The 13570-nt window shown below is 53.4% G+C and carries 10 protein-coding genes; 4 read left to right on the top strand and 6 right to left on the bottom strand.

Translation table 11 applies throughout. The features are described 5' to 3' along the window. Positions 1-166: 166 nt before the first annotated feature. The 4 genes from cobA to nirB all read right to left on the bottom strand — a co-directional run bounded on the left by cobA (position 167) and on the right by nirB (position 4876). Positions 167-934: a uroporphyrinogen-III C-methyltransferase gene (gene cobA, locus AC506A_RS23260; protein ID WP_495463545.1), complete on the bottom strand. Its 768-nt coding sequence runs from the start codon at positions 932-934 to the stop codon at positions 167-169. A gap of 81 nt (positions 935-1015) precedes the next feature. Further along, the gene (locus tag AC506A_RS23255; RefSeq protein ID WP_495463390.1) at positions 1016-1966 is read right to left on the bottom strand and encodes a uroporphyrinogen-III synthase; all 951 of its coding nucleotides are present in this window, start codon (positions 1964-1966) and stop codon (positions 1016-1018) included. Between the two features lie 51 nt (positions 1967-2017). Then, positions 2018-2356 carry a nitrite reductase small subunit NirD gene (nirD, locus tag AC506A_RS23250; RefSeq protein WP_495463389.1) on the bottom strand — a complete coding sequence of 113 codons (339 nt, stop codon included), beginning with the start codon at positions 2354-2356 and terminating at the stop codon, positions 2018-2020. A gap of 54 nt (positions 2357-2410) precedes the next feature. Further along, positions 2411-4876, bottom strand: coding sequence for a nitrite reductase large subunit NirB (nirB, locus tag AC506A_RS23245; protein WP_495463388.1), 2466 nt, complete (start codon positions 4874-4876; stop codon positions 2411-2413). Between the two features lie 380 nt (positions 4877-5256). On the opposite strand from nirB, the gene AC506A_RS23240 reads away from it, so the two are divergent. The 4 genes from AC506A_RS23240 to AC506A_RS23225 all read left to right on the top strand — a co-directional run bounded on the left by AC506A_RS23240 (position 5257) and on the right by AC506A_RS23225 (position 10143). Next, positions 5257-5814: an ANTAR domain-containing response regulator gene (locus AC506A_RS23240; RefSeq protein WP_495463387.1), complete on the top strand. Its 558-nt coding sequence runs from the start codon at positions 5257-5259 to the stop codon at positions 5812-5814. A gap of 440 nt (positions 5815-6254) precedes the next feature. Further along, entirely contained in the window at positions 6255-7496 is a 1242-nt protein-coding gene (locus tag AC506A_RS23235; protein ID WP_495463544.1) for a nitrate/nitrite transporter, read from the top strand. Between the two features lie 163 nt (positions 7497-7659). Further along, positions 7660-9783: a molybdopterin oxidoreductase family protein gene (locus tag AC506A_RS23230; RefSeq protein WP_495463386.1), complete on the top strand. Its 2124-nt coding sequence runs from the start codon at positions 7660-7662 to the stop codon at positions 9781-9783. A 111-nt stretch (positions 9784-9894) separates the two neighbouring features. Next, complete coding sequence (locus AC506A_RS23225; RefSeq protein ID WP_495463385.1) at positions 9895-10143, top strand: hypothetical protein; 249 nt, start codon at positions 9895-9897, stop codon at positions 10141-10143. A 140-nt stretch (positions 10144-10283) separates the two neighbouring features. Here the strand turns inward: AC506A_RS23225 and mobA are convergent, their stop codons facing one another. Together mobA and AC506A_RS23215 are read right to left on the bottom strand one after the other, a co-directional pair. Then, entirely contained in the window at positions 10284-10931 is a 648-nt protein-coding gene (gene mobA / locus AC506A_RS23220; RefSeq protein WP_495463384.1) for a molybdenum cofactor guanylyltransferase, read from the bottom strand. Positions 10932-11050: 119 nt separating this feature from the next. Further along, entirely contained in the window at positions 11051-13552 is a 2502-nt protein-coding gene (locus AC506A_RS23215) for a dockerin type I domain-containing protein (RefSeq protein ID WP_495463383.1), read from the bottom strand. Positions 13553-13570 lie beyond the last annotated feature (18 nt).

The raw sequence follows: 13570 nt of genomic DNA, 5'->3' as shown, positions 1-13570 counted from the left end.
CTCATTGTTGCCCTTATAGACGAGGCTGCATCGAGATTGGTTGCAGCATATGGTCAATCATACAGGATATGGGTGATGTATGGATGAAAATAAAAGTCGTTATCTATGCGCTGGCTCGCGCGAAGATAACGACTCATGGATCGGGTTGATCCGGATATAGGTGACCTCAACTTAAAACAGCCTCCACCGCCTGCCACTTCAGCTTGTCCCTCATAGTGACGACCGGGCCTATGACGATGGCGACCGGGCTGGCCAGTTCCGCGACTTCCGGCTGCGAGACAATCGTTCGAAGCGTCCCTACAACGGTCCGCTGCTCCGTGCAGGTCCCGCTTTGCACGAGCGCAATCGGCGTGCTCGGAAGTTTACGATTGCCGAGCAGCTGCTCCACGATGTATGGAAGCTGCGCCAGCCCCATCAGCACGACGAGTGTTTCCGCGCCGGCTGCCCAAGCCCAATCGACACAGGCGCTGTCCTTGTCGGTACATTCATGACCGGTAATGACCGCAAAGGAAGCAGCGAGCTTCCGTTGTGTAACCGGAATGCCGGCGTAAGCAGGCGCGGCGATGCAGGAGGAGATGCCGGGCACGATTTCGAAGGCAATCCCGCGCTCAGCCAGGTGGGCGGCCTCTTCACCGCCGCGACCGAACACGAAGGGATCGCCGCCTTTCAGCCGAGTGACGGTCAAGCCCCGCATCGCATGCTCAGCAAGAAGCGCATTGATCTCCTCTTGCTTCAGTGTGTGCCGGCCAGAAGCTTTGCCGACATAGATCAGCTCCGCATCAGGCCTAGCCTCCCTAACCAGTTCATCTGACACGAGTCTGTCATAAACAATGACATCAGCTTCTCGAATGCTTTCCAGCCCACGAACCGTAATCAGTTTCGGGTCGCCGGGACCCGCTCCCGTTAAGTACACCTTCCCATAATCGCCGCCCATGCGCCCACTCTCCCTATCCCAGCTATGTCTTGCTGCCATTATGCTGTCTCACCGGCGAATCAGTTGCAGTCCGATTGGACATCATGCACTCGCTTTACATGTGCTAACACTTGGGTCAGAGTTCGAGCTCAGGCCCGTACGCTCATCTACACTCACACCCGATCCCGTTGCTGCGCCCGCACAGTCTCCCGACACCTCGCCAACCGCTGCCTCATTCTCCGTCAGCTGCCCGCCGCCATAATATTTGCTCATCGCGACAACCATGCTGCCCATGCGCTCTTCTTCCGGGAACAGCACACGCTCCACGCCTTCCTCCTGCAGCGCTTCTGCCGTCACTTTACCAACGGCAACGGCCAGCACACGCTCCGCGAAGGCAGCGTGAACCGCCTCCAGCTTGCCGAGCTTCGCCGCGCAGCCCATCACATAACGCACCTGAACGGTGCTCGTGAGTGTCACGGCATCCACGTCGCCCCTGATGATTTCATCAATCAACGTCTCCACGATATCACCTTGCGGCGGAATATGCCGATAGGGAAGCAGCTCCTGGCAGAGCGCGCCGCGGCTGGCAAGCTCGCCAATCAGACGCGGGGCGGGGTCGCCATAAAGCTGCAGCGCGACGGTCCGACCATATAGATCATGAGCACCCATTAAGCGAAGTAATCCCGCTGTCGTGCCATCATCATCGCGAACCTCCGGCGTGATGCCCAGTTTACGCAGTGCATTCACCGTCTTATAGCCGCGGGCGGCAACTCGCATTTCGCCCAGCACGTGAACAAACTGCTCCGCCAAACCGAGCCGCTCCGCGATTTGCATGAGCGCCTCCGTCCCAACGCCAGTCGTCAGCACAAGCCAATCGGCCGGCCGCGCGATGAGCGAACTAAGCTGCTCCTCGATCCCGGAATCGTCGAGAAACACCGTTCCCTGCGCAGGACGAAGCACCGAGGTTCCACCGAATTTGGCAATCATTTTGCTGAGCTCATCCGCTTTGCGCGGTCCCGTCACTGCGATCCTTTTACCTTCTAATCGTGCCATTGCCGCCGCCTCCCAGTCCTATCGATTTCAACCCGCATCAAGGCAGCAGTTTTACGAAACTTTCCTTGCGCCAGCCCCATCCTGAACGAGCAAAATCACGTTACCCGATCCATCGACCAAGGTGCTGTACGTATTCACACAACCCTCATCCGGGGCTTGCACTAACCCATCATGTAAATTAATCTTCCAATCATGCAGCGGACAATAGACATGGTGGTCGCACACAATCCCCTCGGAGAGCTTGCCGTTCTTATGCGGGCATAAATTCTCAATGGCTTTGACCGTCCCATCTGTCAGCTTAAACAGTGCCAATTCTATATCGCCCAGCCGAACGACGCGTCCGGTCCGTTCAGGAAATTCTGAAATGTGTCCAATGATCATTTCGTTCATCTTCTCATCCGCTCCCTCAGCTGATGCCGCATGAAGCCGCAGCGCTGTCTCTAGTTATGGCTTTACCGTTGCATCTGCCGCTGCAGCTTCCGGATTCATCGGGGCTGTCAGCGCATCGAATGCGCTGCGCAGATCGTCACTTTCTATAATTTGCTGCCAAGGATCCTTCATGAGATCAAGCGTTTTGTCGATGCGCGCATTCAGGGCATCGCGATCCTCCGGTTTCTCCAGAGCGGTCTTTATGGTATCCAGACCGATGCGAATCGACCACTCACTCGTCCGCTCCATATAGTTGGCGGTTTCCCGGTAATACTGCAAGTAAGCACCCGTCCATGCCAGCACTTCTTCTTCCGTCTTCACCTTTGTCAGCAAATCTGCCGCACGAACGCGAGTACCTCCATTGCCGGCCACGTATATCTCCCATCCGCCGTCAATCGCGACAACGCCAAGATCCTTAATGGTCGCCTCTGCGCAGTTACGCGGACAGCCCGAGACAGCGAGCTTCACTTTATGCGGGGTGTTGAGCCGCTCGAACTTCTTCTCCAGGTCGACGCCCATCTTGATGGCATCCTGTGTTCCGAACCGACAGAACGTATTGCCTACACAGGTTTTCACGGTACGCAGCGCCTTGCCGTACGCATAACCGGAAGGCATATCGAGATCTTTCCACATGCCCGGCAAGTCTTCTTTCTTCACGCCCAGCAGGTCAATCCGCTGACCCCCGGTTATTTTCACTAGCGGAACTTGATATTTCTCGGCAACCGTCGCAATTCGCTTCAAATCCTCCGGCGTCGTCACGCCTCCATAAATGCGGGGAACAACGGAGAACGTACCATCCTTCTGAATATTCGCATGGTTGCGTTCATTCACGAAACGGGATTCCAGCTCATCCTCATGTTCGTCCGGGAATGCCATGCCGAGGTAATAATTGAGTGCCGGCCGGCATTTGGAGCAGCCCTCCGGATTATTCCACTCCAATACATGCATAACTTCCTTCGTAGTCGTCAGGTGCATTTGCTGAATCGCATTGACCACTTCGTCGCGCGAGAGCGTCGTACATCCGCAAATGCCTTCTTTCACTGCGGCAACTTGATCTGCGCCGAGTGTGGTTGTCAGAATAGCTTCCACGAGCGGTTTGCAGCCGCCGCAGCCGCCGGAAGCTTTGGTGCACGCCTTTAGCTCGCCTACGCTGACACAGCCCTTCTCCGTGATCGCCTCCACCAACGTATCCTTGGTAACGCCATTGCAGCCGCAAACGATTTCGTCCCCGCTCATCGCAGTTACGAGATCCGCCGTGCTCACCGACTTACCACCTCCGCTACCGCCGGACGGCCCGAACAGCACCTCTTTCTCGCTTCCCGTGAAGTCTTTGCCACTGCGAATAACCGAGAAAAGCCTTGAACTGTCGCTCGTATCGCCGAACAACACAGCGCCGACGACCTTCCCATTCTCAAACACGACCTTCTTATAAATACCGTCCAAATCATCCTGTACGCGAAGCGCCTTCGTACCCGGTTCATCCGCAAATCGCCCGGCCGAGAACACGTTCACCCCCGACACCTTCAGCTTGGTTGACAGCACCGATCCTTGATAGCCGTCGCTTTCGACCCCCGCCAATTTCTTGGCGAGAATCGCCCCTTGCTCGTAGAGCGGCGCCACTAGACCGTAGACCGTCCCGCGATGCTCGGCACACTCACCTACTGCGTGTATGTTAGCTATACTCCCTTGGAGATAATCGTTGACGACAATACCGCGATTCACTTCTACGCCGGCACTCTTTGCCAGCTGCACGTTCGGCCTAATCCCGGCTGCCATGACGATGAGATCCGCTTCCTCATGCGCTCCATCCTTGAACGTCAGACCTGTTACCCGATCCTCGCCCGTAATGAAATCGGACTGCTTCTCCAGCAGAAACTTCATCCCCTGCCGTTCCAATTCCGCTTGTAGGAGACGCGAAGCCGTTGCATCAAGCTGCCGTTCCATGAGGTAGCCGAATATATGAACGACGCTTACCTGCATGCCGAGATTGACCAATCCGCGAGCTGCCTCAATACCGAGCAAGCCGCCGCCGATAACAATCGCCTTCCGGTACTTTTTCGATGTATCGATCATCGTTTCACAATCTTTAATATCGCGGAATGCGATGACGCCTTCCTTATCCGCACCCGGTATTGGAAGCATGAACGGCAATGATCCCGTAGCAAAAACCAGCTCATCGTACGCGACTGTCAGCCCTTGATCGGTCGTAACCGTCTGTACTTCAGTATCCACCGAAGTGACTTGTTGGCCGGTATGCAGCGCAATGCCGTTATCACGGTACCAATCCCAATCGTTCAAAATAATATCCTTCATGCTGGCATCCCCTGCGAGCACCGAAGAGAGCATAATGCGGTTATAGTTGGGGTGCGGCTCCGCCCCAATAATCGAGATTTCATAACGGTGCGGATTCAGCTTCAACAGCTGCTCGACAAATGACACGCCGGCCATTCCGTTTCCGATCATGACTAGTTTTTTTCTCATGGCTATCTCTCCTAAAAGTTAGTGCGTCGCACGAGGTACGACCCTTATTGCGCTGCAGCCCCGGCCGCTTCCGAAAACATAAAAAGCCCATCCCCTCGTCGCAATTGACGAAAGAACAGGCTCCATTGCCGGATTTAAGAGGGCACGCCATTGTGCCGTCGTAAAGATCATGGCTTAAGTATAGGTCGCAAAATCACACATGTCAATATATCTAACATAAAATAGGACGTAAAGTGCCGCAATTGGTCACTCGCCTAAATTTTAGGATAAAAATCCGAATTGTACGTCGACATTCTGAGGGAGGGTATGTTATATTTTATTACAAATTTGCAGGCAGGGCTCCAAAGCTGTACTTTTGCTGTGCCTAACCGAGGTGACCGATGATGCGATCAATCCTTTATCTTGAGGAAGGAAGACCTCCCGTTTCGATGCATAGCTTGCAGCAAAACTGCCGAACCTTGCACCGTGCAGCCAGCAGAGATGAGGTAAAGAGCCTCATTAGCGTCGCGGATGCCGTGGTCATGCATGTCCCCTTAGAACGAATGCAGGACTGGCAATCCACGATAGCAGGTATGAGAAGGCTCCCGACGCTTTGGCTCTGTTCCGAGAACGCAGTTCCCAGCGAGCTTGAGTTTGGCTTTACGCTTGACGGCGTCCTCTTCAGCTCCATGAACACTTTGGAAATGGGAGTCGCATTAAAGTGGGGACAACGCGTATTCCAACAGCGCAAACGATGGGCCGAGGAACGAGAGCAGCTGCTGCAGCGGATCGATGAGCGGAAGTGGATCGATCAAGCGAAGGCTGTACTCTGTGAAATCAAAGGTATTTCTGAGGCAGAAGCCTATGATTTTCTGCGAAAACAGGCCATGAATGAACGCAAACGGATCGGAGATATTGCATCTTCCATCGTAAAAGTATATCAACTGATCCACGGCTAACCCCCAGCATCGCTCCCCATGCAATCGTACAGCAACGCTTTGGAGGGGCTTCAACTGCCGGTCATTCACAACCTCCCTCCTCCAAGCCAACCTTCTCCGCTATCAATGCAACATCCCTCGATATCGCACCTCCGTCACGCTGTTCATCGAAAATTTTGTATGTTAGCTATATTGACACATCCCTCGCATGCCCCCTATAATTGCAACTAAGATCACAATGACGTGAATCGAACGATAATTTGGCTGCCACACCGACGTGGAGCCGATGGCAAAGAGGCCGTATTGCAGTTATTTCACTGCGATGCGGCCTTTTATTGTGTTTGAAACGCTTACAACTGACTGTCTGCAAGCGGGCAACCCTCATTTCTCGTTTGACAAGCAGCAGGAGAAGTTCACAAAAAGAGATCAGAATGAACGATGGAGAGGAGCTACGAACAATGATGAATCGCGATGGATTCTTAAAAAGCGGACACAGCCCGTCCTTGTTGAGCGCATTTTTGTATTTTGACATGAGCTTCATGGTGTGGGTTCTGCTAGGGCCGCTGGCTGTCATTATTATGAGCGACTATCAGATGGATGCCGCTCAGAAAGCGAACCTGGTCGCATTGCCAATACTCGGCGGTTCCATTCTTCGCCTTGTGCTTGGTTATTTCACCGACGTCATCGGGCCGAAGCGCACAGGGCAAATTGGCATTGCGCTTACGATGATCCCACTAGTCTGGGGCTGGAAGTTCGTCGACTCCCTGGGTGAGCTGTATATCGTCGCGCTGCTGCTTGGCGTTGCCGGCGCTTCCTTCGCTGCCGCACTGCCGCTCGCAAGCCGCTGGTATCCGCCGAAATATCAAGGCCTCGCGATGGGAATCGCCGGTGCAGGCAACAGCGGAACGGTATTCACCACGTTGTTCGCCAATCGGATCGCTCAGCATTATGGCAGCTGGCATGTCGTATTCGGCATGGCACTCATTCCGATTGCGATTGTATTCATTGTTTTCACCTTGCTCGCCAAGGACAGCCCGAATCAGCCTTCGCCGCGCAAGCTATCCGATTACGGCTCGGTGCTGAAGCAGCGGGATACATGGATGTTCTGTATGCTGTATGCCGTCACATTCGGCGGCTTCGTTGGGATGTCCAACTATTTGACGATTTTCTTCAATACTCAGTACGGACTGAGCCCCGTACGAGCAGCTGACTTCGCAACAATCTGCGTCATCGCAGGCAGCTTCTTCCGTCCGGTTGGCGGCTGGCTTGCTGACCGAATCGGCGGCCTGCGTATGTTGATTGCCTTATACGCAGTCGTTGCCATTATGATGGCCTGCATCTCCACGCTGCCGCCGCTTCCGGCGATGATTGTCCTGCTGTTCATTGGGATGATGGCCCTCGGTATGGGCAATGGTTCCGTGTTTCAGCTTGTGCCGCAGCGCTTCCAGAACGAGATCGGGATCGTCACCGGCATTGTCGGCGCCGCAGGGGGACTTGGCGGTTATTTTCTCCCGAAGATTCTCGGCAATCTGAAGCTCTCTTCCGGCTCCTATACACCGGGCTTCCTTATTCTTAGCGGCGTGGCACTGATCTGTATCGTCCTGATCTTCCTCGTGCAAGGCGCATGGAAGAAAACCTGGATCGGCAGCGGCGGTAAAGCCCGACTCGATTCGGCAGGCATCCAGAACACGGCCACCTCTTAAATGCATTCGATAGGCGGACTGCTCAGCCCGAGTGATTCCCGCACTTTCAGTTGACCGAATCCCATGACGGGCAGAAGGCAGCGCGCATCATCCGGGGCAGACGGAACAAGGTCGTTCCGTCTGCACGCCTTACTCATACGCAAGCGGAAATGGAGGAAACCTCATGCGCACACTACCTGTAGCAGCTGATCCAGATGCGACTCGAATTAGCTCCCACTGCTGTTTCTGCAGCATGCAGTGCGGAATGGAGCTGCTTCCGGACGATGCGGCAGGCTTCGAAATTAAGCCCAGTCCTGATTTCCCGGTGGCAACGGGGCGCTTATGCCAGAAAGGGCTGAACGCCTTAGGCCATACCGTCCACGATGAGCGTCTCCTTACGCCGCAGCGCCGAATCGACTCCGCTCTGCCGGGTTCGACCTGGCAACAAGTCAGCTGGAATGATGCGCTTGATGGCATTGCCTCCTCCATCTTGTCCATTCAAGAAGAGCACGGCTATGACGCCGTATCCGTATTCGGCGGCGGCTCGCTCACCAACGAAGTCTGTTATCTGCTCGGCAAGTTCACGCGTGTCGCCTTGCGGTCCAAATATGTGGATTACAACGGGCGCTACTGTATGTCCTCAGCTGCGGCCGCGCAAATGCGCGCTTTCGGCATCGATAGAGGCATGAATGTCCCACTGGATGATCTCACGATGGCGAACTATATTATTTTGGCAGGAACCAATATTGCGGAATGTCAGCCGACGATGGTTCCGTATTTAATGGCGGCGAAGAAACGCGGGGCTATTATCGTGACGATTGATCCACGCCCCACGATGACATCCAAATTAGCTGATATTCATGTGAACTTACAGCCGGGGTTCGACTCCGTCTTCGTTAACGGCCTTCTGCATGTCATCCTCAGCGAGAATCTGTATGACCAAGCCTACGTGGACGCTCATACAACCGGCATTGAAGAAGTGCGGGAATCCGTACGGGATTTCTCGCCCGATACCGTATCGGTGTACACCGGTATTCCTAAGGAAGTTATCCGCACCATCGCGCGCGGGTTTGCCCGTGCAGAGACAGGCGTCGTCCTCACTGCACGTGGATTGGAACAGCAAATTAACGGCGTGGAGCACACGCTGAACTATATCAATCTCTGTCTGTTAACGGGCAAAATGGGGCGGCCCGGCTGCGGATTCGGACCGGTCACCGGTCAAGCCAACGGCCAAGGCGGCCGCGAGCATGGTCAGAAAGCCGACCAACTGCCGGGCTACCGCATGATAGACGACCCCGAAGCAAGGCGGCATGTGGCGTCGGTTTGGGGAATCGAACCCGAGGAACTGCCGGGCAAAGGCGTGTCGGCCTATGAACTGTTCGATCGCATTCTTGAGGGTGAAATCAAGGCGATGATTGTGCTTGGTTCCAATCCGCTTGTATCGAGTCCGAACAACACCCGAGTAGAAGAAGCATTGAAGAAGCTGGAGCTGCTCGTTGTTATCGATCTCTTCGAGACAGAGACTGCCGCTTACGCGCACTGGCTGCTGCCAGGTTCGACCTTCCTGGAGGCCGAGGGCACCATGACGAATCTCGAAGGCCGCGTGTTTCATCGGCCTCGCGCGCTGAAGACACCGGGGGAAGTAATGGAGGATTACAAGCTGATTGCTGCGCTTGCCAAGCGCCTTGGACGCGGCGCTTATTTTCAATACGAATCGCCGGAAGCGGTGTTCGACGAGCTGAGCCGTGCCACTGCGGGAGGGAAAGCAGACTACAGCGGCATGTCCTACGCGCGGATCAAGGAGAAGAAGGGCCTGTTCTGGCCTTGCCCTTCTCCGGAGCACCCCGGAACGCCTCGCATGTTCGAGAACGGCGTCTACTACCATCCGAACGGACGCGCCAAGCTGCACGGGATTACGCCGAAGAGGCCCGCCGAAACGACGAGCCCCGAGTATCCCTATATTTTGACGACAGGCAGGCTCGCCAACCATTACCTAAGCGGCACACAAACACGGCGCACTGCTGCCTTAATGAAGAAAGCACCGGTTCCCGTCGCGGAAATCCACCCTTCGGCAGCTGAGAAACTGCTGCTGCGTCCCGGTGATCGCCTCCGCCTCACTACGCGGCGCGGTACGATGGTCATTGATGTAAAGGTGATACAGGATATCCACCCTACAACGGTGTTCGTTCCGTTCCACTGGGGCGGGGACTATTCCATCAATAAGCTAACCAATGATGCGCTGCACCCCATCAGCCGCATGCCTGAATTCAAGCTGTGCGCCGTTCGGCTTGAGCGAGAAGCACCGTAAGCGGCCGGCAATTGTGCGCTAGTTTGTCGCATGATTGCCGGTTCCGAATATTCCCTATTGGCTCGAATATGATATATCGATTCGATAACCAACCAATAGGGGGAATGTCCATTGATCATTGCCGTCATACATACGATTTCCGATCCGGCGAAATTCTTCGCCGCCGCCGGTAAAGCCGATACGGCCGGATTGCCTGCAGGATTTAAGCTTCGCGTTCAATCCCGAGTCCCAGACCATTCCAGAAGCATTACCTTCTGGGAGGCACCGTCCGTCGAAGCCTTGCGCCAATTGGTCGAGTCCGTGGTCGGAGCATACAGCTCCAATGAATATTTGGAAATGGAAATGCATATCAACGGATAGTCGTGAAAAAGAGTACCTCTGCGGGTGCTTTTTTTACGTGAATATGTTGCCTTTCGACGTAGCACGATGGCGCTTTCAGTGTGTGTTGCCCTTAGGGCAACACACACTGAAAGCAGTTGGGATTTAAGTGACAGTTACAGCTATAAACTACCTTTCGAGCGCACATAGTCGGCGTACAACTCAGGTGTATTTAAATTCACAAAAGCCTCCTCTTCACTAGGGAGCGGCTGCACCTCAACTGTATGCAGCGCATTAAGCAGCGACATGAGGCGAAGCTCACGCCGCTCCAGCCGCTGCTGCAATTCCTTCGCCACGTTCGTATGATAGAGCGCATGGAACGGCTGATTCGTTGTTCGAACGACTTGCTGCATGTTCACCTCCGACAGCGAAACAGTCTCCTCGCTTGCTGCCTGCAGCATCCGTAACAGCAGCGAATCAGACAATACGGGCATATCACATGCCATAACGAAACCATAGCCCGGCTCTTGAATAGCAGATAACGCAGCGTGTAGTCCAGCCAGCGGGCCACAATTCGAGTAAGTGTCGCGCACGAATTCAACTTGACTCAGCAAACCCTCCAGCTGCGATCTATACACACCTTCCCGCTCACTGTCTCCAACGGAAACAATCACTTGCGGCATACCTAGAACCAGCATTTGCTCGGCGACCACTCTCAGGAGCACATCACCCTTAATCCCAACGGGCAGCAGCGCTTTATCGGACCCCATCCGCGAGCTTCGTCCGCCTGCCAGAATGATGCCCGTCACCTTCGATAGCGATAACGACATGCTGTTCCCCTCCGATTACGAAATAGTTGCCCTTAGTATACCAGCGAATACCCGAGCATGCTCTTATTAAAAAAGGACCGAAGACAGAGTTTCTCACTCCGCTTCGGCCCTTGCTCGACTTACTTCTTGGAAGAAGCTTTCTTACTCGCTTCTACCTTAAGCATGTTTTTGTAAATTTTTTCGATCTCGGTTGTGTCAATTTTGCTTTTCTTCAGAGCACTGATAAGGTTCGCAAGTTGCTTGGATGAAGTAACAGATTCCTTCACGAAATTCGCAATAACATCTTTGCTCACCTTGTTATTCATGACTTTCACAAATTCCAAAATCGCAGGTGAAGCTAGGTTCGCTTTGCCGGCACGGTTAAACTCGGTGATGATCGCTTCGTATTGCCCCATTACTGCAGCAACCTTAGCCGCATCCACGTTACCGTTCTTATCCGCTTTAATCGCCGCTGCAGCTTTACCAGCCTTCACTAGCAACTGCTGCGCTTCCTTCACATTCTTCAGCTGCTTATCGACTTTAGCTTGGGCAGCTTCCGCTTGTTTAATGATCGCTGCGTCTCTCGCTTTAGCTTTCGCCTCTGCCGCTGCTTTCGCTTTGGCTGCCGCTTCTGCCTTGGCTTTCGCTTCTGCTTCTGCTTTGGCTTTAGCTGCTGCCTCTGCCTTAGCTTTCGCCTCTGCTTCGGCTTTCGCTTTCGCCTCTGCTTCTGCCTTCGCTTTGGCTGCTGCTTCCTCCTTGGCTTGCGCTTCAGCCGCTCTTGCCGCTTCCGCTGCCCGCGCTGCTTCTGCAGCTGCTGCCGCGTCGGCTGCGTCTACCTCAGCCAGCTTGAGCACCGCTTCATTGACTTTGTTGTAGCCGTTAAAGCCGGCAACTTCCTCTTGCGTCCAACCCATGTTCTTAGCAGCCTCTATCGCCACTCTTGCTGCATCTACTGCTGTTTTGGCAGTTGCTTTGGTCGCGCTGGTAATGGCAGTAGCAGCCGGAATATTCGCTAGTTTCGCTTCTGCCAATGCTTTTGCGTCTTCCTTCGATGCGGCTTCGGCTGCATCAACTTCGGTAAGCTTGAGCACCGCTTCATTGATCTTGTTGTAGCCATTAAAGCCAGTTACTTCCTCTTCCGTCCAACCCGCATTCACTGCAGCTGTAATCGCTGCGTTCGCTTCAGCCACTGCTGTTTTGGCAGCTACTTTGGTTGCACTTGTAATGGCAGTGGCAGCCGGGATATTGCTTAGCTTCGCTTCTGCCAGAACTTTCGCATTTTCCTTCACTGCGGCTGCTGCTGCAGCTGCGTCTGCCGCCGCTGCTTCTTCGCCTTCTATTGCAGCAATTTTCGTTTCTGCAGCAGCAATCTTGTTATAGCCTGTAAAGCCTACAACCTCTTCCGCTGTCCAACCTGCATCAATTGCGTCCGTTACTGCCGTTTTAGCTTCAGCTACAGCTGCTTTAACTGCTGCTTTCGTTGCGCTCGTAATGGCATCGGCATCCGGAATCTCCGCAAATGTCGCTTCAGCCGACAGTCTTGCATCGATTTTATCAATAATGTTGTCGATCTCAATGCCTTGGTACTTCTGCCTTGGATTCGGCGTGAAGTCTACAGTCGGATTCTGGCTTAAATAGTTACGAAGCACATAAATCAGATCGTATACGTCTACCGTACCATCGTAATTGATATCTGCTGCACGGTCGTTCGTGCCCCACATTTGTTCGATATAGAGTGCGTCCATAATATCAATGACATCATCCTTGTTCACATCCCCGGCAATCGCAGGATTGTAAGGAAGATCAAGCTTTTGGGTCGTGATATTTCCCGCATCGTCACGGAATCCAATTGAGAATTGACTGTGAATCGTAAAGTGGCCCGGAATATCCAACTCATACGCATAAGTATCATCTGTTAATGGCAGATTCGGAACTTCAAAGCTTGAATTGAAATAGCTGCCAACCGGATACACCGTACCATCCGAGCTTGTAACCTTTACCCCAGCACCGATTTGCGAGTAATCCAAGTCCTTCGGATAAGCGCCCAATGTTCCGTAACCATTGAACAGCGCCTCCGCAGCCATCGATCCGATCAACAAAGAATAGGTGCGAATCTTATAGCTAATCGAATTCCCCATGAATAATACAGGCTTGATCATATCTGTACTATCTGTATAAGTAACGGAGTACAAATACCCTTGGTCCATTACAGGCTGTACAGCCGTATCATAGGACAGATTGAATGCAACATCCGCCAAGGAAAGATTGCCGGACAATGTTCCTTCTACGCCCTCTTTACGCGTTAACGTAATTGTCGCTTCATAATTGTATGAACCTTCCATATTAGGATGCTGATCCAATTTCACGTCAAAATAATCACTGTAAGCGGGATTTAGGACAATATCTTCTAACTGCAGAAGATTGCTAATTTTAGAATTGTAGTAGAATTTAAACTCTGCGCCTTTTACATCGCTGGCATTGTTCAACGATAACGTACTATGCAAGGCTTCGCCCATGTTTTTGGCACGCTGCTCAGGCTGCATATACGCGTAGGTCTCGCCTTTCTTCACAATGTACAAGTTTCTTCCGACATTGAATGTTTTGTTGGACGCTGCATCCCATCCATAGAATTCAAGCGCCATCGGCTTAGTTGTATCGAT

The organism is Paenibacillus sp. N22P23 (assembly GCF_059383735.1).
Note: the sequence above shows the minus strand (reverse complement) of the source record. Positions and strands in the feature narration are given on the sequence as shown.

What these genes read in the sequence shown, in the direction of transcription:
- cobA (WP_495463545.1), bottom strand. Translation starts at nt 934, where the DNA reads ATGGGCGGCGATTATGGGAAGGTGTACTTAACGGGAGCGGGTCCCGGC.
- AC506A_RS23255 (WP_495463390.1), bottom strand. Translation starts at nt 1,966, where the DNA reads ATGGCACGATTAGAAGGTAAAAGGATCGCAGTGACGGGACCGCGCAAA.
- nirD (WP_495463389.1), bottom strand. Translation starts at nt 2,356, where the DNA reads ATGAACGAAATGATCATTGGACACATTTCAGAATTTCCTGAACGGACC.
- nirB (WP_495463388.1), bottom strand. Translation starts at nt 4,876, where the DNA reads ATGAGAAAAAAACTAGTCATGATCGGAAACGGAATGGCCGGCGTGTCA.
- AC506A_RS23240 (WP_495463387.1), top strand. Translation starts at nt 5,257, where the DNA reads ATGATGCGATCAATCCTTTATCTTGAGGAAGGAAGACCTCCCGTTTCG.
- AC506A_RS23235 (WP_495463544.1), top strand. Translation starts at nt 6,255, where the DNA reads ATGAATCGCGATGGATTCTTAAAAAGCGGACACAGCCCGTCCTTGTTG.
- AC506A_RS23230 (WP_495463386.1), top strand. Translation starts at nt 7,660, where the DNA reads ATGCGCACACTACCTGTAGCAGCTGATCCAGATGCGACTCGAATTAGC.
- mobA (WP_495463384.1), bottom strand. Translation starts at nt 10,931, where the DNA reads ATGTCGTTATCGCTATCGAAGGTGACGGGCATCATTCTGGCAGGCGGA.
- AC506A_RS23215 (WP_495463383.1), bottom strand. Translation starts at nt 13,552, where the DNA reads ATGGCGCTTGAATTCTATGGATGGGATGCAGCGTCCAACAAAACATTC.